At 70.1% G+C, this 24,324-nt stretch carries 25 protein-coding genes; 11 read left to right on the top strand and 14 right to left on the bottom strand.

The window, feature by feature from the left end; translation table 11 throughout:
• Positions 1 to 284: 284 nt before the first annotated feature.
• From TsocGM_RS03800 to galK, 3 genes are all read right to left on the bottom strand, one after another.
• Positions 285 to 1,502, bottom strand: a complete 1,218-nt coding sequence (locus TsocGM_RS03800; protein WP_126723989.1) for a selenium-binding protein SBP56-related protein — start codon at positions 1,500 to 1,502, stop codon at positions 285 to 287.
• A gap of 47 nt (positions 1,503 to 1,549) precedes the next feature.
• The gene (locus TsocGM_RS03805; protein WP_126723990.1) at positions 1,550 to 1,747 is read right to left on the bottom strand and encodes a hypothetical protein; all 198 of its coding nucleotides are present in this window, start codon (positions 1,745 to 1,747) and stop codon (positions 1,550 to 1,552) included.
• A 170-nt stretch (positions 1,748 to 1,917) separates the two neighbouring features.
• A complete protein-coding gene (gene galK / locus TsocGM_RS03810) occupies positions 1,918 to 3,210 on the bottom strand; it encodes a galactokinase (RefSeq protein ID WP_126723991.1) in 1,293 nt (430 codons plus the stop codon).
• A 458-nt stretch (positions 3,211 to 3,668) separates the two neighbouring features.
• Here galK and TsocGM_RS03815 point away from each other — a divergent pair, with 458 nt between their 5' ends.
• Complete coding sequence (locus TsocGM_RS03815; RefSeq protein ID WP_126723992.1) at positions 3,669 to 4,781, top strand: 6-phosphofructokinase; 1,113 nt, start codon at positions 3,669 to 3,671, stop codon at positions 4,779 to 4,781.
• Positions 4,782 to 4,932: 151 nt separating this feature from the next.
• On the opposite strand, the gene TsocGM_RS03820 is transcribed toward TsocGM_RS03815, so the two are convergent.
• Positions 4,933 to 5,349: a secondary thiamine-phosphate synthase enzyme YjbQ gene (locus TsocGM_RS03820; RefSeq protein ID WP_126723993.1), complete on the bottom strand. Its 417-nt coding sequence runs from the start codon at positions 5,347 to 5,349 to the stop codon at positions 4,933 to 4,935.
• A gap of 162 nt (positions 5,350 to 5,511) precedes the next feature.
• On the opposite strand from TsocGM_RS03820, the gene TsocGM_RS03825 reads away from it, so the two are divergent.
• A complete protein-coding gene (locus TsocGM_RS03825; protein WP_126723994.1) occupies positions 5,512 to 6,765 on the top strand; it encodes a dipeptidase in 1,254 nt (417 codons plus the stop codon).
• Between the two features lie 253 nt (positions 6,766 to 7,018).
• Here TsocGM_RS03825 and TsocGM_RS27790 read toward each other — a convergent pair whose 3' ends face one another.
• Entirely contained in the window at positions 7,019 to 8,263 is a 1,245-nt protein-coding gene (locus TsocGM_RS27790; RefSeq protein ID WP_315850365.1) for a c-type cytochrome, read from the bottom strand.
• Positions 8,264 to 8,825: 562 nt separating this feature from the next.
• On the opposite strand from TsocGM_RS27790, the gene TsocGM_RS03835 reads away from it, so the two are divergent.
• From TsocGM_RS03835 to TsocGM_RS03845, 3 genes are all read left to right on the top strand, one after another.
• On the top strand, positions 8,826 to 10,328 hold the full coding sequence (locus TsocGM_RS03835; RefSeq protein ID WP_126723996.1) for an efflux RND transporter periplasmic adaptor subunit: 1,503 nt from the start codon (positions 8,826 to 8,828) through the stop codon (positions 10,326 to 10,328).
• Positions 10,329 to 10,506: 178 nt separating this feature from the next.
• On the top strand, positions 10,507 to 11,037 hold the full coding sequence (locus TsocGM_RS03840; protein ID WP_126723997.1) for a hypothetical protein: 531 nt from the start codon (positions 10,507 to 10,509) through the stop codon (positions 11,035 to 11,037).
• Between the two features lie 255 nt (positions 11,038 to 11,292).
• Positions 11,293 to 12,093 (top strand): DUF4190 domain-containing protein, encoded by an 801-nt coding sequence (locus TsocGM_RS03845; protein WP_126723998.1) that lies wholly within the window; start codon positions 11,293 to 11,295, stop codon positions 12,091 to 12,093.
• 106 nt (positions 12,094 to 12,199) lie between these two features.
• Here the strand turns inward: TsocGM_RS03845 and TsocGM_RS03850 are convergent, their stop codons facing one another.
• The 5 genes from TsocGM_RS03850 to TsocGM_RS03870 form a co-directional block, all read right to left on the bottom strand.
• Positions 12,200 to 12,601, bottom strand: a complete 402-nt coding sequence (locus tag TsocGM_RS03850; protein WP_126723999.1) for a 6-pyruvoyl trahydropterin synthase family protein — start codon at positions 12,599 to 12,601, stop codon at positions 12,200 to 12,202.
• A 65-nt stretch (positions 12,602 to 12,666) separates the two neighbouring features.
• On the bottom strand, positions 12,667 to 13,569 hold the full coding sequence (locus TsocGM_RS03855) for an aminotransferase class IV (RefSeq protein WP_126724000.1): 903 nt from the start codon (positions 13,567 to 13,569) through the stop codon (positions 12,667 to 12,669).
• A 48-nt stretch (positions 13,570 to 13,617) separates the two neighbouring features.
• Positions 13,618 to 14,367 (bottom strand): sulfotransferase-like domain-containing protein, encoded by a 750-nt coding sequence (locus tag TsocGM_RS03860; protein WP_199756695.1) that lies wholly within the window; start codon positions 14,365 to 14,367, stop codon positions 13,618 to 13,620.
• A 34-nt stretch (positions 14,368 to 14,401) separates the two neighbouring features.
• Positions 14,402 to 15,367 (bottom strand): Zn-dependent dipeptidase, microsomal dipeptidase, encoded by a 966-nt coding sequence (locus tag TsocGM_RS03865; RefSeq protein ID WP_126724001.1) that lies wholly within the window; start codon positions 15,365 to 15,367, stop codon positions 14,402 to 14,404.
• Positions 15,364 to 16,863 (bottom strand): hypothetical protein, encoded by a 1,500-nt coding sequence (locus TsocGM_RS03870; protein WP_126724002.1) that lies wholly within the window; start codon positions 16,861 to 16,863, stop codon positions 15,364 to 15,366. Before TsocGM_RS03870 ends, TsocGM_RS03865 begins: the two co-directional genes overlap by 4 nt.
• 196 nt (positions 16,864 to 17,059) lie before the next feature.
• On the opposite strand from TsocGM_RS03870, the gene TsocGM_RS03875 reads away from it, so the two are divergent.
• Both TsocGM_RS03875 and rpmG read left to right on the top strand, forming a co-directional pair.
• Positions 17,060 to 17,383, top strand: a complete 324-nt coding sequence (locus tag TsocGM_RS03875; protein WP_126724003.1) for a 2Fe-2S iron-sulfur cluster-binding protein — start codon at positions 17,060 to 17,062, stop codon at positions 17,381 to 17,383.
• Positions 17,384 to 17,502: 119 nt separating this feature from the next.
• Positions 17,503 to 17,682, top strand: coding sequence for a 50S ribosomal protein L33 (gene rpmG / locus TsocGM_RS03880; RefSeq protein ID WP_126724004.1), 180 nt, complete (start codon positions 17,503 to 17,505; stop codon positions 17,680 to 17,682).
• Positions 17,683 to 17,813: 131 nt separating this feature from the next.
• Here the strand turns inward: rpmG and TsocGM_RS27515 are convergent, their stop codons facing one another.
• Together TsocGM_RS27515 and TsocGM_RS03885 are read right to left on the bottom strand one after the other, a co-directional pair.
• Positions 17,814 to 17,936, bottom strand: coding sequence for a hypothetical protein (locus TsocGM_RS27515; RefSeq protein WP_261341618.1), 123 nt, complete (start codon positions 17,934 to 17,936; stop codon positions 17,814 to 17,816).
• Between the two features lie 131 nt (positions 17,937 to 18,067).
• Positions 18,068 to 18,763: a phospholipase D-like domain-containing protein gene (locus tag TsocGM_RS03885; RefSeq protein WP_126724005.1), complete on the bottom strand. Its 696-nt coding sequence runs from the start codon at positions 18,761 to 18,763 to the stop codon at positions 18,068 to 18,070.
• 137 nt (positions 18,764 to 18,900) lie between these two features.
• On the opposite strand from TsocGM_RS03885, the gene TsocGM_RS03890 reads away from it, so the two are divergent.
• Positions 18,901 to 19,104 (top strand): small basic protein, encoded by a 204-nt coding sequence (locus TsocGM_RS03890; protein ID WP_126724006.1) that lies wholly within the window; start codon positions 18,901 to 18,903, stop codon positions 19,102 to 19,104.
• 64 nt (positions 19,105 to 19,168) lie between these two features.
• Here the strand turns inward: TsocGM_RS03890 and TsocGM_RS03895 are convergent, their stop codons facing one another.
• Positions 19,169 to 19,456: a 4a-hydroxytetrahydrobiopterin dehydratase gene (locus TsocGM_RS03895; RefSeq protein ID WP_126724007.1), complete on the bottom strand. Its 288-nt coding sequence runs from the start codon at positions 19,454 to 19,456 to the stop codon at positions 19,169 to 19,171.
• An 82-nt stretch (positions 19,457 to 19,538) separates the two neighbouring features.
• On the opposite strand from TsocGM_RS03895, the gene TsocGM_RS03900 reads away from it, so the two are divergent.
• From TsocGM_RS03900 to TsocGM_RS25765, 3 genes are all read left to right on the top strand, one after another.
• On the top strand, positions 19,539 to 20,576 hold the full coding sequence (locus TsocGM_RS03900) for a ZIP family metal transporter (RefSeq protein ID WP_233578257.1): 1,038 nt from the start codon (positions 19,539 to 19,541) through the stop codon (positions 20,574 to 20,576).
• Positions 20,577 to 20,755: 179 nt separating this feature from the next.
• Positions 20,756 to 21,391 carry a redoxin domain-containing protein gene (locus TsocGM_RS03905; protein ID WP_158633367.1) on the top strand — a complete coding sequence of 212 codons (636 nt, stop codon included), beginning with the start codon at positions 20,756 to 20,758 and terminating at the stop codon, positions 21,389 to 21,391.
• Between the two features lie 98 nt (positions 21,392 to 21,489).
• Positions 21,490 to 23,235, top strand: a complete 1,746-nt coding sequence (locus tag TsocGM_RS25765; RefSeq protein WP_158633368.1) for a peroxiredoxin — start codon at positions 21,490 to 21,492, stop codon at positions 23,233 to 23,235.
• A gap of 137 nt (positions 23,236 to 23,372) precedes the next feature.
• Here the strand turns inward: TsocGM_RS25765 and TsocGM_RS03915 are convergent, their stop codons facing one another.
• Entirely contained in the window at positions 23,373 to 24,323 is a 951-nt protein-coding gene (locus TsocGM_RS03915; RefSeq protein ID WP_126724010.1) for a sugar phosphate isomerase family, read from the bottom strand.
• Between the last annotated feature and the right edge of the window lies 1 nt (position 24,324).

Here is a 24,324-nt window from a genome sequence, read left to right on the forward strand (position 1 = left end):
CCGGACAGTCGGGGAGCGGCCGGGCATCGAGCCCGACGACGTCCCGGAGAGGACCAACCGAGCACCAGGGTTCCCCCCCCGAGCAACCCCCTCGCCTCGACCGAGCAATCGACCGGGTCGCTCGACGAGAGGCGAACAACGCATCTCGACCCGCCGGCATCGCGAGATGGGCCAACCCGATGCCGGGTCGGCCCGTCGTGCGATTGCTCCTCCGAGCCCACGTTGAGGAGGAGCACCGAATCGGGCCACCCCCCTCGCCATCCCCGGAGCTGGCGAGAACCAAGTCAGTTCACAAGCATATCATGACCGCGAGCGGGCCCTGTTGGGAACCTGGTCAGATCGATGTCGAAGAACGGGTCGACTTTCATGCCGTCCGGGCCAATGTGCACCAGCCGGACGCAGAAGTTCTCCGAGCGGTCGAGCGTCGAGAGCAGCGAGTTTGTCACATACATGCGCTTGCCGTCGAAGGTGACGTGCATCATGTTCGGCTGGACGCATGGGACGACCGTGCTGGTGAGCACCGGCTTCTCCGGGTCGGAGACGTCCCACTGCTGGATCTCGTCCCCACCGAAGCAGGAAACGTAGAGGAAGCGATCATCGGGGCTCTGCCTCAAATCGGCTGGCAGCGCCGCCGTGTCCGCCACCTTCTTCGCCTCGTAGGTGCCGTCGCCCCGGCCCTGGAAGAGGTAGAGGGAATTGTCGAGGGCACAGTTGGTGAACCCATAATTCTTTCCGGGAATGAGCGACCAGCGGACCTCCAGCGGGGCGAGGCCCGCCTCCATGACCTGGATCGGCCTCCGATCCTTCAGATCCCAGACGATCAGCTCGTTGCCGAAGTCCTCGAGGTCCATCTCGGCGAACGGGCGACCGTAGTTGCGCAGGGGAGTGAACGAACTGGACACCATGCGGTTGAGCTCGGGTTTGACGGCGACGTCGTAGCCGTAGGGGGCGTCCTCGGGCTGATCGATGCGGCGGATGAAGCGGCCGTCGTTGGTGAACTCGGCCAGGCCGGCGGGGAGGCCGCCGTCGGCGTCGCCGAGGAAGGTCAGGAGCATCCGCCCCGGCAGCGCGTAGTAGGTGTGCGGCCCGGAGAGGCCCGTCTGCTCAGGCACGTCGTCGAGCACCTTCTCGATCCTCGGGGCGGCCGGGTCGGTCGCCACGTCGATGATCCAGATCCGGCTGGAGAACAAGCCGCCGGCCCAGATGCGCGTGCGGTCGTCGGTGAACCCCCAGTGGTGGGTTTCGTTCCCCTTCGAGCCGAGGTCGAGCGTGTGAATGATCGTCCCGAAGGTCGGGCTGGCACGGTCGACGTCAATGGTGATGACAAAATCATTGTCCTGCGCGTCGGCGTCAACACAGAACACATACAGGTATTTCTCCATCCGATCGAGCCGCCGGACATAGGGCGAGAGGCACGTCTCGGCCCCGGCCACCGACGGGATGAGCAGGGCCGCCGCGGCGAGGCCGAGGAGCCATCGCAGCCGGGGGCGTCGCGTGATCATGCGGGATGCTCCTTGCTTCAGAGGGAGGGAGGAGGGTCGGCCGTTGGTCAAGAGGCGGGGCCGGCCGCCTGATCGGGTTCGATGGCAATGGAATCGAGCCAGCGGCGGAACGTCTCGGCGTCTCCGCCACGAAGGGTGGTGGCCTTCGCGGTGTTGAAGAAGATCTCCACGTCGACCCCCGTGTCCCGGATCTCCGTGACCATCGCCATATTCAGATACATACCCCCGATCTTCACCAGCATCATCGTGGGCCTCCGAGTGAAATCCCCCGGCCGACTCGTCCTGGAGGGCGATCCCGGCCGGCGCCGAGGGGGACATCGGTCATCACTTTACCATATCCCGGGCCCGCTCACACCGAGCCGTCCGGCCCTCGTTCTTCTCTTCGCCCTGCTGATCGCTCTTACGCTCTCAGGCTTCAACTCCCATCTCGGCCGCAGGAACGAACGGTCGACGAGGCGCCCGGGGCCTCAGCCCCCCGGATGCAAGAGGCCCCGTCGGCCGCCCGGCAGACGTAGGCCCGGGCCTCGGCGCCGGTCCTTCGGGAGTAGTCTCGGACCACGGCGGCGGCGAACTCCTCGGCGCGGTCGGCCCGCACGAGGTTGACCGTGCACCCGGCCCAGCCCGCCCCGCTCAGCTTGCCGCCGAGGAAGCCGGGGGCCGCCTCGGCCGATTCGATCAGGACATCCAGCGCCTTCGAGCTATTCTCGAAGTCGTCCCGACTCGAGGCATGAGAGGCCGACATGAGCCGGCCCAGCTCGACCACGTCCCCCCTGCGCAGCGCCTCGACCCCCTGTCGGACGCGGTCGTTCTCCGTCAGCACGTGCCGGGCTCTCCGGAAGCCGACGGGGTCGAGCCGCTCCCGGTATGCGTTCAGATCCTCGAGGGTCACGTCCCGCAGCGACTCCACCGGAGGAGGAGGCCGATACGGGTCGGAGCGGGACGACGCCGGCGGATGCTCCCGAAAGTAGGAGACGATCCGGTCACACTCCTCCCGGCGGCGGTTGTACATCCCGTCGGCCAGCTTCCTGGAGGTCCTCGAGTCGCAGACGACGATCGCCGGCGCCGGCTCCCCCAGCGGCAGTCGCTCGAAGGTGAAGCTGGCGCAATCAAGCATGAGCGCGTGATCGGTCTTGCCGAACAGGGCGCAGAACTGGTCGAGCAGGCCGGAGGCGACGCCGACGTACTGGTTTTCCGCCTTCCGGAGCGTGTGCGCCAGCGCCATCCGGTCGTCGACCTCGACCGCCGCCTCCTCCTGTTCCTGGCCCAGCAGGCCGGCCCCCAGCAGGAAGAGGGCCACGGCGGCCTCCAGGCTCGCCGAGCTGGAGAGCCCCGCCTCCAGGGGCACGTCCCCCGCGACCGCCGCTTCGAAGCCGGACCGGATCGGCCCGAGGCGATCGGCCATGGCCAGGCAGACCCCCCGGACGTATCGTCCCCAGGAGCCGGTCGGCTCGGGGCCTGGGGCGTCGATCGGGAAGCCGTACAGGTCGTCGAACGGCTCGGAGTAGAGCCAGGCCTCCCGCCCCCCCGCCGGTCTCCCGGCGACGGCGGTCAGGCGGTCGATCGCCGCCGCCAGCACGAGGCCGTTGTTGTAATCCGTGTGGTTGCCCAGCAGCTCCACGCGGCCGGGGGCGATCCCCACGCAGGTCGCCTCGGCGCCGAAGCGGGAGAGGAAGGCGGCCCGTGCTCGATCGGCGGGGTGTCCCAACATGGCTCAGGCCCTCCCTCGGCGTCGCTCCGGTTCGTTCCCTCGTCCTCGGTCGGCCGGGAACATCCCGGCCTCCGCCGCCGAGGAGCCCGACCTCGGGCCGCCGCTGGCGATTGCCTCCCGCTCGCGGCCGTCTCCGGCGAGGGCCGGAGGCGGTCGAGGATGGCGAGCACGTCGCCGGGCCGCGGGACGACTCGGCGATCGGCGATGGCGATGGCGATGGCGATGGCGATGCTCGAGGCGGTCCAGGCCGCCGGCGCGATTCCCCCGGGGCGAGGGTACGGAGAACCTGTCCCGATTGTATGCCCGGCCCTCCCCTGGCGTCAGCCGGCTCTCCCCTCGGATCGCTTCGACGCCCTCGGATGCCGTGACCCGCTCCTCGACGCGGCTGGTCGAGATCGAGTATAACCACGCTCGGACGAGAGGATTCGGTTGCGGAGCGACACCGGGAGCGGGCCATCATGGAGTCGACGACGTTCCCCATCCGTCGGATCGGGATCTCGACCGGGGGAGGAGACGCCCCCGGCCTCAACGCGGTGATCCGGGCGGCGGTGGTCTCGGCCGTGAACCGGGGCTGGGAGGTCGTCGGCATCCGGGACGGCTTCGACGGCGTTTTGACCCCCGAGCGCTTCCCCGACGGCGGCCTGATGCCGCTGGACGCCGATCGGGTCCGGGGCATTACCCACCTGGGCGGGACGATCCTCGGCACGACCAACAAGAACAACCCGCTGCGCTACCCTGTCCGCCGCCCCGACGGGACCATGGCGACGATCGACCGCACCCCGGAGCTGGCCGATCGGCTCAAGGAGAACGTCGACGCGGTGATCTCCGTCGGCGGCGACGGCTCGATGGAGATCGCCCACGCGCTGAGCCGCCTCGGCGTCCGCATCGTTGGCGTGCCCAAGACGATCGACAACGACCTCGACGGCACGGTCCTCACCTTCGGGTTCCTGACCGCGGTGGACTTCGCCACGCAGTGCATCGACCGCCTGCACTCGACCGCCGAGGCACACGAGCGGGTCATCGTGATCGAGGTCATGGGCCGCTACGCCGGCTGGATCGCGCTGCACTGCGGCATCGCCGCGACGGCCGACGTGATCCTCCTGCCCGAGATCCCCTTCGACCTGGAGCCGGTCGCCCGGAAGATCGCGGAGCGAGATCGCATCGGCCGCCATTTCTCCCTGGTCGTCGTGGCCGAGGGGGCCCGCCCCCGGGGGGGAGAGGTTTCGCTCGTCCCCGGCGAGCCGGGGCGCGTCGAGCGCCTGGGCGGCATGGGAGAGAAGGTCGCCGAGGGGATCCGGGCGACGACCGGCAAGGACGTCCGCGTCGTCGTCCTCGGCCACCTGCTCCGAGGGGGCTCCCCCTCCCCCTCCGACCGCCTGCTTGCCCTCCGCTTCGGCGCCGCCGCCGTCCGCACCCTCGCCGAGGGCCGCGACGGCGTGATGGTCGCCCTCGACCCCCCCGACGTGAAGTACGTCCCCCTCGATCTTGCCACCCACCGCATGAAGTCCGTTCCCCTGGACGGCGACACCATCCGCACCGGCCGGGAGCTGGGCATCTGCTTCGGAGACTGACCCCGCCGCCGATCGCCGGAGGGATCGCCAGGAGGCTTCCCTCGGGCGCAAGGGGCCGGGGCGCTCGGGGCCGATCGCCGAGCCCCATCGGACCCCGGCATGCTCCCGGTCCGTCCCGCTTTGAGAGCCTCCCGGCGACGGCCCCTCTCCCCTACGCTCCCATCACGGTCACGACGACCTCCCTCCTCCTCGGCTTGACGTCGCATTCCAGCAGGAAGACCTGCTGCCAGGTGCCGAGCACCGGGGCCCCATCGGCGACCGGCACGCACAGGGACGGCCCCAGCAGGGTGGCCTGGAGGTGGGAATGGCCGTTGCCGTCGTGCCAGGCGCGCTCGTGGCCGTACTCGGGGCTCGGGGGGATGAGGCGATCGAGCAGCTCGGGGAGGTCGTCGCGGAGCCCGGGCTCGAACTCGATCGTGCCCAGCGCCGCCGTGCTGCCGACGACGCACAGATGGGCCACTCCGGTCCGGATCCCGGAGCGATCGATCAGCGAGGAGAGCTCCTCGGTGAGGTCGATGAGGTCCCGATGGCCTCGGGTCGGGCGTCGGATTCGATCCTGGTAGGTCATCGTCGGGCTCCCGGTCGTCGGGCCTCGGCCGACGACAGGCCATCTCCGGCCGAGGGGACGCATCCGGGCCGCTTGCTCCCGGCCCCCCGGGCCAATCACAATAGGGCCCGTCCCGGGCCCGCCGCAAGAAGGCCGGCCCGCACCCGATCGCGGAGCCCTCCGATGCCCCCGAGCCCGATCAGCTGCCTGTCCCCGGCGCTCCTCGCCGCCTGCCTGATCGCCCCCATGCCGGCCGACGACGACCCGGCGGCCGTCTCCCCCCGCGCCGCGGAGGTCCACGCCGCCGCTCTGCTCATCGACGGTCACAACGACCTGCCCTGGCGGCTCCGCCTCGACGGCGACGTCGCCTTCGACTCGATCGACATCGCCGATCGGCTCGACTCCGGCCACACCGACATCCCCCGGCTGTTCGAGGGAGGGGTCGACGCCCAGTTCTGGTCCGTCTACATCCCCAGCGAGCAGCCCGACCCGGCCCGGACGGTCCTCCAGCAAATCGACCTGGTCTACCGCATGGCCGAACGCTACCCCGAGGCATTCGAGATCGCCCGGACGGCCGACGACGTCGAGCGGATCGTCGCTTCCGGCCGCATCGCCTCGCTCATCGGCATCGAGGGGGGCGTGGCCATCGAGGGGGACCTGGCGATGCTCCGCCAGTTCTCCCGCCTGGGGGTCCGCTACATGACCCTGACGCACAACAAGAGCCTGCCCTGGGCCGACGCCGCCACCGACGAGCCGATCAGCGACGGCCTCTCCCCCTTCGGCGAGCGCGTCGTCCGGGAGATGAACCGCCTGGGCATCCTCGTGGACATCTCCCATGTCTCCGAGGCGACCATGGACGACTGCCTCCGCGTCTCCGAGGCCCCGATCATCGCCAGCCATTCCAGCGCCTTCGCCCTCGCCCCCCACCCGCGCAACGTCCCCGATGCGATCCTCCGCCGCCTGCCGGAGAACGGCGGCGTGATCATGGTCAACTTCTACCCCGGGTTCATCGTGGCCGGATCCTCGCGCAAGCTCGCCGAGGCCCGCGCCCGCCTCCGAGCCGAACACCCCGACGACGCCTCTTTCGAGCGCGCCCTCGGCTCCTGGATCGACGAGCACGCCGAGGAGCTGCTCGGCAACGTCTCCGTTGTCGTTGACCACATCGATCACATCGTGCAGGTCGCCGGCATCGACCATGTCGGCCTCGGCGGCGACTACGACGGCATCGACCGCGTGCCGGTCGGCCTGGAGGACGTCTCCACCTACCCCCGGATCACCGACGAGCTGCTCCGCCGAGGCTACTCGGACGAGGACGTCCGCAAGATTCTCGGCGGCAATGCCCTCCGAGCGCTCCGAGAGGCCGAGCGCGTCGCCGATCGGCTCCGAGCCTCGACCCCCCCGGACGTCCAGCAGCCGGAGCGACCGGCGGAGGACTGACCCGGGGGCCTCTCCTCTCCTCATCCCGGGCCTGCTCGGAGTCCGACCGTCGGTCGGAGTTGGCTCGGGGCTGGGTCGACCCCGGCCACCCCGGGGATGAAGATGATCGGAAATCGGGACACCTGGGATCACCGGCCGGCGTCCTTCCACCCTCGATCCGATTCCGCCGGGACGCCTCCGGTCCCGGCGAGACGGCCCCGACTCCGAGCCCCTCCGCGAGACGCCTCGCGGGGGGGGAAGGACGGCCGAGCGATCAGAGGGTCTTCAGGTACTCGATCACCGTGCGCCGATCGTCGTCCGAGAGGAGGTCGCCGAAGGTGTGCCCCTGGTTGCCAAGCCCGAATCGGCTGGCGTCGAAGATCGACCGATCCGAGTCCCGGGCGGCCTGCTCCGGGGAGACGGGATCGAGCACCTCCACGCGCCAGCCGACCGCCTCGGTGTCGTAGTGCTCGAAGCCGGTCGAGGGAGGGCGCCGGAAGCGGCCGGGGCGGGTCGACGAGTCGAGCAGCTGCGCCAGGGTCGGGACCGAGCCGTTGTGCAGGTAGGGCGCGGTCGCCCAGATGCCGTCGAGCGGAGGGGCCTGGTATCCGGTCAGGACCTCGTCGACGGGGTACGTCTCGCCGAACCAGCTTGCGTTGAAGTGGGAGACCAGCGCCTCCGTCCCGGCCAGGGCCCGGGCGGGGTCGGTCCCGATCACGTCCAGCTCGATGATCCGATTCGGATAGGACCGATCCTCGCCGTAGGAGCCGTGGCAGCGAGCGCAATGCTCCTCGAAGACCTCGCGCCCCCGGGCGGCCAGCCCGTCGTCGATCGGAAAGGGATAGGAGGGGGCCTCGATGCGGTTCAGGTAGGCCAGGATGTCGGCGAAGGTCGGCTCCAGCTCCTCGAACTGCTCCCGGGTCTTCTCTCCCAGGAGGAACTGCATGATCGATCGCACGGAGCGGGCGTCGGTACGGCCGTCGTAGTACATCGTGCGCTTGTGCTTGAGCAACCACCAGGCCGGCACGTCGGTCTCGGGAAACTTGGCCCCATGGGGGAGCGGGAAGAGACGCCGCGAGAGGTCCGGGTTGCGCAGGCTGATCAGGATGGCGGCCATCTGGCCGGCGTTGACCGAACCGCGGACGGTGTTCACGGTAAAGCCGGTGAAGAAGAGCGGTCGGCCGTCGGCCCGGTAGAAGTCCCGATACAGGCCGATCAGGTCCAGCTGCGTATTGCCGAGCCCGACGTAGCTTCGGCCTCCGATCGAGCCCCCGTGGCAGGCCAGACAATCGATTTGGAACCCGACGCGGCCGGTCTTGAGATTCTCGGATCGCCGCAACCCCATGGGGAGTCCGCCGTTCGGATAAGGAGCCGGATGCAGGCCGTACCGGGAGGCGAACGCTTCGGCGTAGGCCTCCGGGTCGGCGTCGGGGTCGGGAGCCTTCCCGTCCCAGAGCTCGGCGACCTTCCGGTAGACCTCCTCTCCCCATTCGGGCGAGAGGTAGCCGCGGAAAAGCAACGCCTCCCTGCCCCGCTCGGCGGCGGGATCGGAAGCGGTCTGGGATGAGGGCGGAGGCGGCTCCTCCGCCTCCGCTCGGCTCCCGGCCGCGGAAGCGACCGCCAGGAGCCCATAACCGACGACCCGCCAACTGGTTCGACAATTCGCCAACATAGTGCCGTTTCTTCCTGGCCGAGCGATCCCTGAGACTCTATAACCCTTATAGGCGGGACACCGGCCCTCGGGAACGGCCGGCAGGGAACCGGGGACATGCAAGTTGCCCCCGTTGATCGATTGTTGTACAATCCGCACGGTCCGGCCCAGGCCCGCCGCAAACGGTCGAGAGCCTGGGGCCCGAGTGGTCGACACAAAGAAAACGTCGATGACCTGACCCGGATCGGCTCACCGAAGAGCGGTACGATCCGGCCCGCCTGGCTGTTTCCTCCTTCGGGTCGACACCCAGGAGCGAGCGACGACCCGGGGCCCGTCGGCCCCGCGACATCCCCCCCCCACCCGCGCCGGCCCCGTCCTCCTGGGGCCGACCACCCGCCATCCCTCCCTCCGCCCGACGAGGATCGGTCCCATGAAGACCAGGACGACCAAGCGACGAATCCCCTGGCTCGCCGGCCTGCTCATGACCGCCGGCGCGGCCGGCGCCGCGGCCTTCCTGCTGCCTTCGGCGTCGTGGTCGAGCGATGCCAAGGCGCTGCTCGAGGGGGTCGCCCGCGTCCCCGTGGTCCGCACGGATCTGGCCGTCACGGTGACCGCCACCGGCGAGGTCAACAGTGCCTCCAACACGCTCATCGAGTGCGAATTGCAGCAGTTGCAAGAGCGCAGCGCCGGCGGCCAGCGCATCGGCACCAGCGGCCGATCGATGATCATCGAGATCATCCCCGAAGGCTCGGTCGTCAAGAAGGGGGACGTTCTCTGCCGGATCGACGGCTCCGAGTACGAGGAGATGATCCGCCAGAAGATCATCGAGAACGAGCAGGAAGGCTCGGAGCTGAAGCAGGCCGAGCTTGAGCTGGAGAACGCCCGCATCTCGCTCACCGAGTTCCTCGAAGGGACCCGGATCCAGCAGATCCAGCAGTACGAGGGTCAGATCAAGCTGGCCGAGGCCCAACTCCAGCGTCAGAAGGACCGCGTGGCCTGGGCCGAGCGCATGCTCCCCCTGGGCTACATCTCCCAGGCCCGCTATGAGCAGGAGAAGCAACTCCTGCTGAGCGATCAGATCGCCCTGGACCGGGTCCAGGAGGCCCTCGCCAACTACGAGCGCTACACCGTCCCCAAGACGGTTCAGACGCTGGAGAGCCAGATCGCCCGCCGGCTTTCCACCGTCACGTACATGAGGCGCCGGGCCGAGCGGAATGAGGAACGCCTCCGCGAGTACCAAGAGCAGTTGACGAACTGCACCATCCGCGCCCCTCATGACGGCTACGTGATCTACGCCCAGGACGACGACGACCCGCCGCTGGCCGTCGGGGTGGCCGTCCATCAACACATGGACCTCTTCCATCTTCCCGACCTGGGAAACATGCAGGTTGAGGTCGGCCTGAACGAGACGATTGTCGAGCGCGTCGCCGCGGGGCAGCCCGCCACGGTTCGGGTCGTGGCCTTTCCTGGCGTCGAGTTGAAGGGGCGTGTGCTCAAGGTCGAGCAGCTTCCGAGGACGACCCGCTACAGCTGGATCAAGGACGATGTCAAGGAGTATCGGGCGGTCATCGCCATGGAGTCGTACCCCGGCCTGATGCCCAAGATGGAGGCCGAGGTCGAGATCCTCACCGACGAGCGCCCCGGGGCCCTGGTGGTCCCCGCCCGGGCCATCGCCTATGAGGGGGGCGATCCCTACTGCCTGGTCGCCCGGGGGGAAGGGGGCATCGAGCGTCGGGTCGTCGACGTCCGGCCCGGGACGATTGACCTGCTCCACGTCCTCGGAGGGCTCGACGAGGGGGAGCAGGTCGTGCTCGACCCGACCCGGCCCGAGTTGGAGGAGCTGGTCGTCGAACACCGCCTGCCGCTGATCACTCACGATTCGAGCGATGCCGGCTCGGCCCAGGCCTCCGCGGGATCGGCCTTGCTGCAATGATCGTCGGGACCGGATGGGGACCCGGGCCGGCTGGCTGAAGCCGGGGGGGCCGGGCGGCCGAATCCTGGATCGTCGGGCGACGCGCGCCGGGTCCGGCCGGCTCCGGAGCCGTCTCCCTGGCCGATTCAGCGCCGCCCTCCCGAATCGACGCCGGCCGCCTCGCACCCGGGCCCGAACCATGCCGACGCCGACCAAGCGCGCCCCCTCGCGGGGCCAGGCCCCGAACTCGTCCGCGTCCTCCTCCCCCGCCCTCAACGCCGCCCTGGTCCTGGCCGCCGTCGGCTACGGCACCATGCTGCTGGTCGACCGCCGGGAGCTGTCCTGGCCTCCCCGGGAGCTCTTGTCCAGCCTCGCCACCCTCGCCGGCTGCCTGGCGATGGTCGGGCCGCTGCTGCTCTGGAGGAAGGGGGCCGGCGAGGGAACCGTCGGCGAGCTGACCTGGATGGTCGGCGGCCTGATCCTCTGGGCCTTCGACCTCTCGGCCCTGGCCGTCGGCCGAACTCGGGGGATGGACTGGGCCGCCCCGGTCGCCCCCGAGCTGCTCGGCCCGGTCATCCTGGCCGTCATGGTCGGCGGCTGGAGAACCGGGCGCACCGCCTGGAGCTGGACCTGGACCAGCGTCACCGGCTGGCTGCTCGGCCTGATCTGGGTCGGCATGGGGGCGTTGGCGATGCTTCCCCAGCGTCCCTCGCTGGCCGCCCTCTCCTGATCCGATCGGCGCCGAGAGGTCCCCCCCCCGCTCCGGTCAGATCCCCCCCCACCTCCGGGTGGGCGGGGGCTCGCCATCTCGCCGCGATGCTTGACGACCCAAAGCGGCTCGGATTAGCCTGGATGGTGCGTCGTCGCGGCGGTCCCACGTCCTCGTCCGTGTCGTCCATCCCGATCACCGCCGCGCCGTCTCCCCTTGCCGGCTGGCCCGCCGCCATCCCCGGCCGAAGTCCAGTTCCAGGAGGAGCCCCTCGCCGTGGCCACCGACCCCCAGACCGCCCCCGACACGGCCCCGACGTGGTCCGCCTCGCCCATCGAGAACGAGTTGCCGACGTATCGGGCGATCAGCACCTGGGCGATTGGCGCCCTGACGCTGGGCGTCATCTCCGCGGCCACCTTCGCGAGCCTGAATTTCCTGATCGCCTCGATCGGCGCCATCGCCTGTGGGGCGATCGCCTTGCGGATGATCCGACGCTATCCCGACCTGCTCACCGGGGCGGGCCTTGCCAACGTCGGCATCGCCCTCGGGCTGATTACCGGGCTGGCCGCGCCGACGATCTCCTTCGTCCAGCACTCGATCCTCGCCCGGCAGGCCCGAGCCTACGGCGACCTGTTCTCCCAGACCCTCCAGGAAAAGGGCCTGGCCGATGCGTTCTGGATCGCGCAGCCTCCCTCCCGCCGCGAGCAGACAACCCCGCAGAAGCTCCTCGCCGAGGTGGAAGCCAACTCTCAGCAGCAGATGATGGAGGGGGGCGACCCGAGGCTCATTGGCCTCCGAAGCATGGCCGAACGCCTCGCCTCCTCGAGCGAGCAGCACATCTACGTCGACGGCATCGAGGCCAAGGGCTTCGAGGGGATCACCCCCTTCGCCTACATCCGCCTCGGCCTCGACGGGCCGGAGAGCGAGAAATACCCCGCCCTCCAGTACGCCCTGATCAAGGTCGAGGCGACGAAGCATGACGGCCGTCGCGAGTGGTTCGTCCAGGATCTGACCTTCCCCTACACCTCCGGTTCCCGGGCCAACGTCGTCGAGTCGGCCCACGGCCACGACCACTGAGTCCAACGCTCGTCGGTGCTCGCCTCCCTCGCCTGGGGCCGCCGATCGGATCGATCCCCCTGAAGCGTTCCGGGGGGATCGGCCCGCTCAGCGGCCCGTTGTTACCTCAGTCGCCGAAAATGGCGTGGCACTTCGGCGTCTCCCAGAGCGTCACCCGCACCACCGGCAGGCCCGCGTCCCGGGCCTGGCGGTAGATCAGGGCCGCGATGTTCTCGGCCGTCGGGTTGGCGTCCATCACGAACACCCGCTCGCCTAGGTCCTGAAGCACCGGGAGGATCGGATCGTCCCGGCAAAGCAGCATGTTGTGGTCCAGGTTCTCGTCGATCCAGCGCTGGACGTGCTGCTTGATGTCGCCGAAGTCGACGAGCATCCCGCGACGGTCCAGCGCCTCCCCTTCCAGGAGGATGACCGCCTTGCCGTTGTGCCCGTGCAGGTGCCGGCACTTGCCGTCGTAGTTGATGAGCCGATGGCCGTAGCAGAATTCGATTTCTCGGGCGACGCGGTACATAGGGCCTCCTCGCGCGGTACCGTCCCGGTTGTATCCCCGCCCTCCGCTCCCGGCAAGGCGGCCGGTCAGTCGACGACCCGCTCTCCCTCCGTCGCCGTCAGCTCCCGGAAGAGCCCGGAGAGCCGCCTCGTCATCGCCCCGATCCGCCCATCGCCGACCCGACGGCCGTCGATCTCCAGCACCGGGGCGAGTTCCCCCATCGTGCCGGTGCAGAACACCTCGTCGGCGCGGTAGACGTCGGTCAGCGAGAGGTCCTCGATCGCATGGGGGATGCCGTGCACTCGGCAGATCTCCAGTACCACCGACCGGGTGATCCCCTCGGGGCAGGCGTCGGTACGGCCGGTTCGGACGACGCCCCCGGCGACCAGGAAGACGTGGGTGGCGTTGGTCTCGGCCACGAAGCCGCGCCCGTCGAGCATGAGGGCGTCGTCGGCTCCGGCGGCGTTGGCCTGGATCTTGGCGAGGATGGAGTTGATCAGGTTGCAGTGATGGATCTTCGGGTCGAGCACATCGGGCCCGGGCCGTCGGATGGTGCTGGTAACCAGCCGGATCCCTCCCTTGTCGTAGACCGGGGGCTTGTGCTCGGCAAGGACGATCAGGGTCGGCCCCTTCGTGTTCAGGCGGGGATCCATCCCGGAGGTGTACTTCACTCCTCGGGTCAGGGTCAGCCGGATATGGACGCCGTCCCTCATGTGGTTGGCCTGGAGGGTCCGGCGGATCTCCTCGGTGATCGCCTCGTGGGTGGGGATCTCCGCGAAGGCCAGCGCCAGGGCCGAGCTGCGGAGGCGGTCGAGGTGCTCGGTCAGCCTGAAGATTCGGCCGTCGTAAACGCGCAAGCCCTCCCAGACGGCATCCCCCCCCTGCACCGCCGAGTCGAACGGGCTGATCCCGGCCTCGTCCCGGTGTGAGAGGCGGCCGTTGATGTTGACGATCAGGTTTCGGTTGCGGTCGTCGAAGGTCTGGAGCATCGTCGGGGAGATCCCGGGGAGCGTTGGGAAGCGAGGGGGCGGGTCGGGTCAGGGGAGGAGCCGGTGCTCAAAGAGGGTCGCGTAGCAGTCCTCCGCCCGCTCGAGCACGCCGAGCAGGCGGTCGGGGACCGCATCGGGTTTGGGCGTGTAGGGCTGGAAGCCGGTCGAGCGCTCGACGCTATCGTACCAGTACTTCGCCCAGATGCCGTCCGTCTCCCTCGGCCCGGGGGGCCAGGAGAGCATCCGATCGTCGAACGGTACGCCGAGGGACCGGCAGAGGGCCGCGAGCATCCCCCTCGGGTCGTCGAGGACGTCCTTCGCGTCGACCACCGGCGGGACGGCCCCGGTCCGCTCCCGGACCCGGTTGAAGATCTCCACCTGCTGGGGGAGCCCGGTGTCCTCCAGCCTCGGCTCGGGCAGCACCTTCAGCAGCGAGGTGAGCATCTCCCGGGGCTCCCGGATCAGAAAGGCGTTGGTCACGCGGTCGAGCCACGATCGGTCGATCGATGGCAGCAGGTGGTGGGCCATCTGCTTCTGGTAGAAGATCGCCCGCCCCCCCGGCACCGGGCCGACCAACTGTTCGACGACCTTCCGCCAGTCGGCCTCGTGATGGGCGATCACTTCGGCGGCGCCGGGATGATCGAGCCCGGTTTCCTTCAAGTAGAAGGCATACAAGGGCTCGTCGCAAACCGCCGTGTCCGGCCGGTTTCCCCACGACCGCATCATCGCGGTCGAGATGTTTCGGGGCCCGGACCACATGGCGATGCGGGTGGGATGCTCGGCCGTTGGCGCCGTCATGATCGGCCTCTCCCGGGATCGGTCCCCAGACTGATCAACCTCGATGGCTTCCGGCGATCGCCCGGTTGAGCGTCGCCCTCGCATTTTCAGAGGCCAGCCGGGCCGAGGTCTCCTCGTCGAATCGCCCGGCGAGCCAGGACAGCACGGCGGGGGCAGTCCCGAGGCCCTCGGCCGCCTCCTCGACCCCGAGGAACCCCGTGCCGATCGCCAGTCCGTCGACGCCCCCGGTCCGGGAGGCGAAGGCGTCGATCTCCCGGGCCAGCGCGTCGGCCCCGGCGACGAACGGGCGCCCCATCCCCAGGCCGACGACCCCCCCGAGCGACCGGAGCCGCTCGAAGTCCTCGGCCGACAGCCCGCCGGCCTTCCCGTCCTGGAGCGTCCCGAGACTGACGATCGGCACGAGTTCCCCTCCCGACTCGCCGCAGGAGGCGATGGCCTCCCCCGCCGCCCGGGGCCCGAGGCCGGCCAGGTCGACCAGGATCCGAGGGCCGCCGAGCCCGGCGAGGGCAGCGAACAGCTCCCGATCCGATTCCCCCAGCCCGAGATCGTCCGTCGAGCCGGCGGGCCGGTCGACCAGGCCGACCAGCCGGACGGCCCGCACCCCTCGCCCGATCAGGGCCTCGAGCCGATCCGTGCCGCCTTCCGATCGGCAGATCGCCGCGGCCCCCCGGAGGCCGGCGACGGCCCAGGTCAGGGCCTCGGCCGGCTCGCGATCCAGGCGGCCCAGGTCGTCCGGGCCCGAGAGGAGCCGGCCGGAGAACTCCGCCTCGACCCGGGACATCAGCCCGGAGACCTCTGCCCAGGGGTCCTCCCCTCCCTCCGGGGAAGGCCCGAACCAGACCAGGGCGATCGCCGTCGCCGAGAGATACCCCTCGACCTGGGCGAGCCTCCCCCGGACGCCGGGATAGGACGCCTCGTCGATCCCGACCGATTCGCCGGCGTACTGCAAGGGCCACTCGACGGCCAGGTCGACCAGCCGAGTCCCGCCGAGCTGGGTCATGGTCGGCTCCCCTCGGGAATCGGCGACGAGCCGGACGGGCTGGGAGCGGCCGGCACCCGGTCGAGGAAGCGACGGATCGGCTCCCGGAGCCCGTCGCATCGGACGACGTCTCTCGGGCCGTCCTCGCTCTCCCAACCCAACCAGACGATCGGGGGCCCGGCCTCCAACGCCGCCTGGAGCGGCCCACCCTGCTCCGCCTCGATCGGCAGCCTCGACGGCCAGGCCGCGGCGACCCGAGCCGGGGGGGCCCCTCCCCAGCCGAGTCTCAGGAGCGGACCGGCGGATCGATCCCGGTCGTCGAGGCTGGCGAGCCCCTCGTCCAGCACGCCGTCTCCCCACCCGATGAAGACCGAACTCCCTCGGCGGGCCAGGTCCACCGGCTGGCCGGCGATCCGGCCGAGCCGACGGCCGGGGTCGATCCCCGCCTCCTCCCCCCGGAGGACGATCGGGGACACGATGCGGTCGGCGATCCGGCCGGCCGATCCCTCGTCCCGGGCGTGCAGCGCGAGGAAGACGCCATCGGCGTCGCCCCCACCGCCGAAGGACGCCCAGCACGTCACCCCCTCGAGCGCCGGCCAGAGCTCCGTCTCGATGCGGGCCCCGTGTGCGATCGCCAGCAGGGCGAGGCGAGTCCGCAACGGAGCGACCCCGACTCGGGCCGGATCGGCTCGTTCGATCTCGTCGACCGCCGCCAGCAACGCCCCCCAGCCCTCCCCTCCGGGGCGGACGGCGAGGCAAGCCATCACCGACGCCCGATCGGTCGGGACCGAGTCCAGCCAGTCCGGGTCGATCTCCCCCCAGGGGTCCTTCCGATCGCCGGAAAACGGCTTCCCCTCGGCGGCCACGCGCAGCGACTCTCCGTCGAGCGACGCCCTCGCGAGGAAGGTCCCGTAGCCGAGGCCCTCCAGCGCCCGGCCGAGCTGCCGGGCCCGGAGGTTGGCCGAGCGAGCCAGCGCCTCCGGATCGACCCGGACGATCCAGCCCGAGTCGGAGTCGGAGTCGGATCGAGCCGAGTCCGGCCCCTCCCCCGCCCCCGCGATCGCGGATCGCAGGGCATCGCGGTCGGAGGCGACGACGGCCGGCGTCCCCGGCCCCGCCGTCGCGGACAGCGGGGCCCCCGGGGGACCAAGCCGGTCGATCTGGAGCGGGCCCTCCGCGTCCTGCGGCATGCCGTCGGTCAGCGTCATCGCGGTCGCCAGCGCCGCGATCGTGCCGTCGTCCTGAGGAACCAGCAGGGCCCACCGGACGGAGCCCCCCGCCGGAGCCGGATCGATCCGCAACCGGGCTCCGTGGAGCGTGGCCAGTTCTCGGGCCGTCAGCGGGTTGATCGCGGCGATCAGGGCCTCCAGCGGCTTACCCAACGACCGTTCCTCTCCCGGCGGGGCCGATCGTTTCCAGTCGGCCAGCGCGGCGGCCGGATGTGGCCAGCGGGCCCCCTCGAACAGGGAGAGAACGCGCCGGCACTGCTCGTCGGGACGGATGGCCACGACTTCCACGGCCGGAACAATCGGAGCATCCCCCGCCCCGGCCAGGCAGGAGGGGGGGATCGCCGTCCCGATCGCCACGACTGTCAGGAGCCGGCGGAGCGACCGGCCCGGGGCGGCTTGCCCGGGCTCGGCCCGTCTCGGTAGGCTGAGAACCGATCGGGGCCGACCGTCCGGAGCCCCGGGTCGATCATCGCAGGAGCATCGCATGCCGACCATCACCGTCGAGGGCGTCGGAGCGTTCGACGTCGAACCGGGCAAGAAGCTGGTACTGGCCATCGAAGACTCCGGCGTCGACATCCTCCACCGCTGCGGAGGCCAGGCCAAGTGTACGACCTGCCGGGTGGAAGTGCTGGAGGGAGACGCCCCGCCGATGGAGGCGGCCGAGCGCGACCGCCTGGCCACCGAGCCGAACCTGCCCCCCAACACCAGGCTCTCCTGCCAGATCCGGGTCACGGGAGACCTCTCCGTCCGGGTCCTCAACCGCTCCTCGACCACCGGCAAGGAGCCGGGCCCCCGGCCCGCCGACTGACATTGCGGCCCGAGCCCCGGCTCCGGTACAATGTTCCCTTTGCCGATTCACCGATCGCATCGTCCCGATCGATTGCCTGAGGAGAGGACCGTCCGGCGCGGCCGGCGGGAGAAGGACCCATGGCGAAGAAAGCGGCCGGTCGCGAGTACGTCTGGCTCCAGTGCTCCGAGACCGGCGACCTCAACTACCGGATCTCCGTGAACACCCGGGGCGGCATTCCCGAAGGGCTCCAGGGCGGCCTGAAGAAGTACTGCCCCCGCGTCCGGCGCCACACCCTGCACAAGATCAAGCGGAAGTGACCCGAGCCGGCCCCGCCCCGGGGCCGGGCCGCTCAGGCCACGTTCCGCCGGAATTCCATCGAGGCGAGGCGTCCCTCCGACCGGTCGGAGAGGCGCCTCGCCTCGATCCCATTCCTGGAGAAAAGGCCCGATCACGCGTTGCTCTGGTTGCACTTCTTGCAGCGGCCGATCTTGCGGCGCACCTGGCCGCCGCATCGCTTGCAGCGGATGTACTTGTTCCGGTGCGTTGACTTCTTCCGGGGTCGCAGAGGCATCGCTTACTCCGGGGATCGAGAAATGAAGGTCTGCGATCGCTGATCGCGAGACCTCCGATCGTACCCGACCGGCCCCCCGCCACGGAAGCCGTCTTGTCCGCTTGACCGCTGGCCTCGGCCCCTGCCCCGGATCACGACATCGCCTTCCAGAGCCGCTCGAATTCCCTCACGAAGGCGGCCACGAGGCCCGGCTCCCCCGAGGTGATGAAGTTCTCGAAGTTGTGCTCGGCGGCCCCCCGGGTCCAGTTGTAGCTGCCGGTCAGCACGGTCGATCGGTCGAAGACCGCGAACTTGTGGTGCATGTGGTTCGGGTCGCGGTCGGTGCGGGTCGGCACTCCGGCCCGTCGGAGTCGGTCGATGTCCGACCCCGTGTCGTGGGCCTTCTCGTCGTCGGTGATCAGGCGGAGGGAGACTCCTCGGCGGTGCGCGCCGAGGATGGCGGCGGTGATCCGGTCGTCGGTGATCGTGAAGACGCAGATCTCGGCCGTCGATCGGCAGCGATCGAAGAGCCAGGCGATCGCCCTCGGGCCGGAGTCGCCCGGAGTGAAGTAGGCGGCCGATTCGGGAGCCGCCGCCCGGGACTCGGCGCCGCGATGCGCCAGCAGCTTCTCCACCTCCTCCAGCCAGTCGATCACCTCAACCCCGGCCCCTTCGGCCATCGCCTGCCGGGCAAGGGCGAAGGCGCGGTTGCGCCAGAGGGCCAGCTCCCCCGGGTCGGCTCCCTGGGCGTCGAGGACCTTGTCGATCAGCGTGCGTTCCCCTCGGGAGAAGCGGAAATCGCTGAGGGTCTGGGAAAGCAGGTCGTCGATGCGAGCGGCGTCGGCCATCGGGTCAGGTTCCTTCGGCTTGCGAATCGTCGGTTCGGACTGCTATGATGTCTCGTTCCAGCCGGGAACGGTTCAGACACGTTACAGGATCGATCGTCGAGCCCCACCGGAGGTCGGCGGGGGCGGGAGTTGTTCCGATGTCGATGGACAAGAGCTTGAAGAAGGCCAGCGGCCTCGCCCGCCAGCGCAACGTCCAGACGCGCGCCGAGCGGCTGCTGATCCTCCAGGACGAGGGCCGCTGGACCCCCGATCAGCCGGTCTACGGCATCCCCAAGACCCGTTACCGCGACCTGGCCGCCGGCCAGTCCGGCCCCCGGCGCCCGGACTCGTCCCAGGACTGAGCCTCCCCCCCGATCCGATCCAGGCGGGGCGGGACGGGATGGAGAGGACACGGGAGAGCCGTCCTCAGCGATCGTCGGGCAGGCCGTTCAACTCGGCGGCCAGCTCGAAATCCCGATCGGTCAGTCCCCCGGCGGATCGGCTATTGAGCTCGATCCGGACGGTTCGGAATCCCAGGACGATCTCGGGATAGTGCCCGAGCCGATCGGCGACCGCCCAGGCCTGGTTGACGAATTCCAGGCCTCGTCGGGCGGAGGCGAATTGCCAGGTCCGCACGAGCATGTCGCCCAGGTGCTCCCAGCCGCGGATCGTCGCCAGTCGGGCCTGGATCTCGTCGTCTCTGAGCTTGCCCATGGCGCCCTCCTCGCGGGTCGGGTCGAGTCGCAGGGCCTCAGGCACCGGGCCGGCGGGCAGGCCGACCGAGCCCGATTGATCCATGATTATCCCCCGGGCCGACCGGGCGGGCAAGGGGCACGCCGACCGCCCTCCGGTGGCCGACCCCGCTTCGACCCCTCCGCCCGGAATCAGACCGATTCCCCGCAAGGCCGCTCCCCGCATGATCCCCCCCCTGGCCCTCTGCTGCCTGGCCATCGTCGCCGTCAGCCTGCTGGGCGGCCTCCTGCCGCTGCTCTCCCGGCTGACCCACACCCGGCTGCAGCTCTACCTCAGCTTCGCCGCCGGCACGATGCTGGGCGCCGCCTTCTTCCACATGATGCCGGAGGCTGTCGCCGCCGGCTCGGTTGGCACGCTGCGCTGGGCCGTTGCCGGGCTGACCGTCCTCTTCCTGCTCGAACGCTTCTTCGCCTTCCACCACCACGAGGCCCCCTCCCCTGGCGACCGAGACGCCCCCCTCCTCGACCACCCTCACACCCACGACCACGGCGACCACGGCGACCACGGCGACCACCACCACCCGGCCGACTCCCGGGTCCAGGCCCCGACCCTGAACTGGACCGCCGCGGCCATCGGCCTGGCCGTGCACAGCCTGATCGGGGGGGTCGCCCTGGCCAGCGCGGTCGTGGCGGATTTCGATACCCGGGGCGGGTTCGGGGCCGCCGCGGCCGGGGTGCTGCTCGCAACGATCGTCCACAAGCCGGCCGACTCCCTCACGGTCGTCAGCCTGATGCTCCGCGCCAGGGCTCCCCAGGTGCTGGCCCACCTGGTGAACTTCGGCTTCGCGCTGATGATCCCGATCGGCGTGGCGCTGTTCCTCGTGGGCATCCACCTGCTCGACGCCCCGACGTCCGGCTCCCTCACCGCCTCGGCCCTCGCCTTCTCGTCCGGCACCTTTCTCTGCATCGCCCTGAGCGACCTGCTCCCGGAGTTGCACTTCCACTCTCACGACCGGACGAAGCTTTCGATCGCCTTCCTCCTCGGCCTCGGGCTGATGTTCCTCTCCTCCTTCGGCGAGGCGGAGCATTCCCACGACCTCGGGCCGGCACTCGACCACGGCGCCCATGCCGAGGCTCCCTGATCCTCCAGGGGGACGATGACCGTCGTGTCGGCGGGCTTCAGCGCGATTTCTTGATGCCTGCCCGGGGGAGGCCTGCTACGATCGACTCGGGAAGCCGGGACGATCGGAGAACCTCGGCCGTTGGTCCTCCGGCCCTGGCTCCCGAGTCTCGAAGGGCCCAAGACGAGGATGCTTGCCGGATGATCGCCCCGTTCACCCTCGCCTCCCTGCTCGTCGCGCCGCTGCCGATCACTCCGGACGATCCCCCCGGCCCGGATCGCCTCCCGCCGATCGAACTGACCGGTGTGGATGGCGAGCCGATCGTCCTGAAGGCTCCCGAAGGCGGTGTGCTGGCTGTCGTCTTCCTCTGGACCCCCTGCCCGATCTCGAACCAGTACAGCCCGACGCTGAATGCCATCGCCGGCCAGGCCGACGCGACCCGGGTCCGGTTCGTCGGCCTCTACGTGGACGCCGACCTGACGGATGAGGAGGTCGCCGACCACGCCCGGGAGTACGCCCTGGAGTTCCCGATCGGCCGCCGGGGAGCGGTCGGCCTGGCCCGATCGCTCGGCCTGGAAACCGTCCCCTCGGCCATTGTCGTCGACGACCGGGGCCGGATCCGATACCGGGGCCGGATCGACGACCAGTTCTTCGACCTCGGCCGCCGCCGCCAGATCGTCCGCTCCCATGATCTGAAGGATGCCATCGCCGCCGTGCTCGCCGGCGAGGCGATCGCCGAGCCTCGCACCGAGGCCATCGGCTGCTCGCTGCCCGATTTCGGCCCGGATGTCGAGAATCGGGTCGAGAATCCGAAGGATCCGGCGAACCTCCCCTGATCCCGTCCCGGAAGGCTTGCCCGCCTCCCGACCTCGCCGGGATTCGATCGGCCTCCCCCGCCGATCCCCGGCGTCTCCCCGAAAGGAGTTTGGCCCTGATGCGACGGTTCGGTCTGCCCCGATCCTCGATCATCGGCACCGTCTTCGGTGCCTCGGCCGTCGTCGGCCTCTCGGCCGTCTACGCCTTCGTCGACCCGGACGGCCTCGACCGCCTCCTCGGCCAGGCTCCCTCCGCCTCCTCGAGCGACGGATCGGGAGCCTCCTGCTGCTCGGCCCTGGGGGCCTCCCCCGTCCCCATGCCCGAGGCCTGCGCGCTGAGTGCGATCGAGGCCTCCGACGCCTCCTTCCACGGAGAGCCGGCCGAGGCCGGAGTCCCCTCCTGCTGCGCAACCGGAGTGAGCCGGGCCGCCCTGATCGCCTCGGCGTCCTCTCCCGAGGCCGCGGAGGGCGCCTCGGGAGCCATCACCGCGGCGATCAGCCCCGAGGGGGCCGAAATCGCCGCCGTCGCCGAAGCGGGAGGCGATCGCGTCCCGACCTTCTCGGCCGACATCGCCCCGATGTTACGGAAACACTGCCAGGAGTGCCACCGCCCCGGCCAGATCGCGCCGTTCCCGCTGCTCTCCTATGAAGACGCCCGCAAGCACGGCCCGGACCTGGCGACCGTGACGCTGGATCGCCGCATGCCCCCCTGGCTGGCCGCTCCCGACTTCGGGGCCGTGGGCTTCCGCCACGACCGCTCGCTCACCGAGGCCGAGATCGACACCTTCCAGGCCTGGGTCGACGCCGGGATGCCCGAGGGAGACCCCGCGGACCTCCCCCCCTCCCCCGAGTTCTCCGAGGGCTGGACGCTCGGCGAGCCGGACGTGATCATCGAGATGCCGGAGCCGTTCGAGGTCCCCGCCGGCGGGCTGGACATCCACCGTTGCTTCGTCATCCCCAACCCGCTTCCCGAGGACGCCGAGATCATCGGTATCGAGTACAGGCCGGGCAACCCTCGGGTCGTCCACCATATCCTCGGCTACATCGACATCTCGGGAGCGGCCCGCAAGCGGGACGCCCAGGACGAGCTGGCCGGCTATGAGTGCCAGGGCGGCCCGATGATCGACATTCGGGGAGACCTCGGCGGCTGGGCTCCGGGCGCCAACGCCGACTTCCTGCCCGAAGGGATCGGCCGCATCCTGCCCAAGGGCTCCGACATCGTCGTGCAGGTTCACTACCACCCCAGCGGCAAGCCCGAGACGGACCTCACCCGGATCGGCCTGCACCTGGCCCCCAAGAGCTCGCCCATCAAGCAGGCCCTCCATTGGTGGGCGGCGGGGAACATGGAGTTCACGATCCCCAAGGGCCAGAAGGGGGTCGAGGTCGTCGGCGATACGCTCCCGCTCCCCTGCGACGTGGAGCTCCATGCCGTCTCGCCGCACATGCACCTGCTCGGCACCGACATGACCATGTTCGCCGAAACCCCCTCGGGCGATCGGATCGATTTGATCCGGATCGACCGCTGGGACTTCAACTGGCAGCTCCAGTACATGCTGGAGCGGCCCGTCTTCCTGCCGGCCGGGTCGGTGGTGAAGGCGGTGGCCCACTACGACAACACCGCCGAGAACCCGAACCAGCCCGTCTCGCCCCCCGTCGACGTCCACTTCGGCGACTGGACCACCGATGAGATGTGCTTCGGGTTCTTCGCCGCCACCAAGGCCGGCCAGGATCTCACCCGGGGCGATCCCGACGACCTGCACCTGCTGTTCCGTAATCAGCTCCGGGACGCCAGCGAACGGCTCGAACAGGAGCGGCGTTCCCGAGGCACGATCGCCGAGGACGCCGGAGAGGCCGGGCGGGAATAAGCAACCCAGGCCCAGGGCTGGATCGCACCGAAACCGCCCCCGGAGATTCCCTCTCGGAGTCCCGGGGGCGGTTTCGGTTCGGTTCGGTTCGGTTCGGTTCGGTTCGATTCGATCGCCCGGCTCGGCGGGCCCGGCGCTCAGTTCATCTCGGGCTCGAGCGGACCGGCCAGCTCCTTCAGGAAGAACAGCCGGCCGGGGAGCGTGGGCATGAACGAGCTGGGGACCCACGGGTCCGGCCCGTATCGCAGGGTCATCCACAGGCTGGTCCCCTGCCACTGCATGCCGCGCCCGAGGACGCCGTCAGCGCCGCCGATGATCCGGTCGGCCTGGAGGAACAGGCCGGGACCGATCGTGTTGGCGAAGGCGGGGACGAGCGTCGTCCGGCTCTTGAAGCTGGTGATCGCGTTCTGCTCGATCGTCAGCGGGTGGAGCCGGGCGCCGATGCGGTGAGTCTGGGCCTTCCAGGAGTCGACGCCGTCGAACTCGGCGGCGAAGTGGGGCTCCCAGAAGGCGATGTGGCAGACCCGGCCGATGCCGAAGATGACGACCAGTTCCGCTCCCCCCTTCTTCAGTTCGGCGATGCGATCGCCGTACTCGGGCAGACGATCCGACGTGGCGAACCAGCGCCGCTGCTTCGGCACGCTCGCCGACCCGAGCGGGCCGTAGAAGGCCGACTCCATCGCGTTGGTGAACGCCCCGGGGTCGTTCCCCGGCAGGGTGTTTCCCTGGGCATCGGACCACTCGTCCATGTTGAAGCCATGGCAGTGGTCGGCGGAGACGCCCCACTCCTTCAGGAAGTAGACGGCCCAGCGGTACATCCCCATCGGGCCGACCGGCAGGATCATCGCCAGCTCCCTCCCCTCCTGCCGGGAGCGACGGATCGCCTGGGCGATCTCGTGCCCCATCATCACGTCGAAGTCCTCGACCGAGGCGCAGGGGACCGGCTCGAAGCCGTCGTTCCAGAACGGCTGTCGCTCGGTGACGGACCCGGGAGGGTTCGAGCAGCAGGCGTCGATCTTCGAGAGGTCCCAGCCGGAGGGCAGGAAACCCTCCATCATCGACCCCTTGAATGTCGTCAGCAGGTTCATG

Source organism: Tautonia sociabilis (genome assembly GCF_003977685.1).
Classification (GTDB): Bacteria; Planctomycetota; Planctomycetia; order Isosphaerales; family Isosphaeraceae; genus Tautonia; species Tautonia sociabilis.

Excerpts from the sequence above, each read along its gene's own strand:
- TsocGM_RS03800 (WP_126723989.1), bottom strand. The coding sequence starts at position 1,502 with ATGATCACGCGACGCCCCCGGCTGCGATGGCTCCTCGGCCTCGCCGCG.
- TsocGM_RS03805 (WP_126723990.1), bottom strand. The coding sequence starts at position 1,747 with ATGATGCTGGTGAAGATCGGGGGTATGTATCTGAATATGGCGATGGTC.
- galK (WP_126723991.1), bottom strand. The coding sequence starts at position 3,210 with ATGTTGGGACACCCCGCCGATCGAGCACGGGCCGCCTTCCTCTCCCGC.
- TsocGM_RS03815 (WP_126723992.1), top strand. The coding sequence starts at position 3,669 with ATGGAGTCGACGACGTTCCCCATCCGTCGGATCGGGATCTCGACCGGG.
- TsocGM_RS03820 (WP_126723993.1), bottom strand. The coding sequence starts at position 5,349 with ATGACCTACCAGGATCGAATCCGACGCCCGACCCGAGGCCATCGGGAC.
- TsocGM_RS03825 (WP_126723994.1), top strand. The coding sequence starts at position 5,512 with ATGCCCCCGAGCCCGATCAGCTGCCTGTCCCCGGCGCTCCTCGCCGCC.
- TsocGM_RS03835 (WP_126723996.1), top strand. The coding sequence starts at position 8,826 with ATGAAGACCAGGACGACCAAGCGACGAATCCCCTGGCTCGCCGGCCTG.
- TsocGM_RS03840 (WP_126723997.1), top strand. The coding sequence starts at position 10,507 with ATGCCGACGCCGACCAAGCGCGCCCCCTCGCGGGGCCAGGCCCCGAAC.
- TsocGM_RS03850 (WP_126723999.1), bottom strand. The coding sequence starts at position 12,601 with ATGTACCGCGTCGCCCGAGAAATCGAATTCTGCTACGGCCATCGGCTC.
- TsocGM_RS03855 (WP_126724000.1), bottom strand. The coding sequence starts at position 13,569 with ATGCTCCAGACCTTCGACGACCGCAACCGAAACCTGATCGTCAACATC.
- TsocGM_RS03860 (WP_199756695.1), bottom strand. The coding sequence starts at position 14,367 with ATGACGGCGCCAACGGCCGAGCATCCCACCCGCATCGCCATGTGGTCC.
- TsocGM_RS03865 (WP_126724001.1), bottom strand. The coding sequence starts at position 15,367 with ATGACCCAGCTCGGCGGGACTCGGCTGGTCGACCTGGCCGTCGAGTGG.
- TsocGM_RS03875 (WP_126724003.1), top strand. The coding sequence starts at position 17,060 with ATGCCGACCATCACCGTCGAGGGCGTCGGAGCGTTCGACGTCGAACCG.
- rpmG (WP_126724004.1), top strand. The coding sequence starts at position 17,503 with ATGGCGAAGAAAGCGGCCGGTCGCGAGTACGTCTGGCTCCAGTGCTCC.
- TsocGM_RS27515 (WP_261341618.1), bottom strand. The coding sequence starts at position 17,936 with ATGCCTCTGCGACCCCGGAAGAAGTCAACGCACCGGAACAAGTACATC.
- TsocGM_RS03885 (WP_126724005.1), bottom strand. The coding sequence starts at position 18,763 with ATGGCCGACGCCGCTCGCATCGACGACCTGCTTTCCCAGACCCTCAGC.
- TsocGM_RS03890 (WP_126724006.1), top strand. The coding sequence starts at position 18,901 with ATGTCGATGGACAAGAGCTTGAAGAAGGCCAGCGGCCTCGCCCGCCAG.
- TsocGM_RS03895 (WP_126724007.1), bottom strand. The coding sequence starts at position 19,456 with ATGGGCAAGCTCAGAGACGACGAGATCCAGGCCCGACTGGCGACGATC.
- TsocGM_RS03900 (WP_233578257.1), top strand. The coding sequence starts at position 19,539 with ATGATTATCCCCCGGGCCGACCGGGCGGGCAAGGGGCACGCCGACCGC.
- TsocGM_RS03905 (WP_158633367.1), top strand. The coding sequence starts at position 20,756 with ATGATCGCCCCGTTCACCCTCGCCTCCCTGCTCGTCGCGCCGCTGCCG.
- TsocGM_RS25765 (WP_158633368.1), top strand. The coding sequence starts at position 21,490 with ATGCGACGGTTCGGTCTGCCCCGATCCTCGATCATCGGCACCGTCTTC.
- TsocGM_RS03915 (WP_126724010.1), bottom strand. The coding sequence starts at position 24,323 with ATGAACCTGCTGACGACATTCAAGGGGTCGATGATGGAGGGTTTCCTG.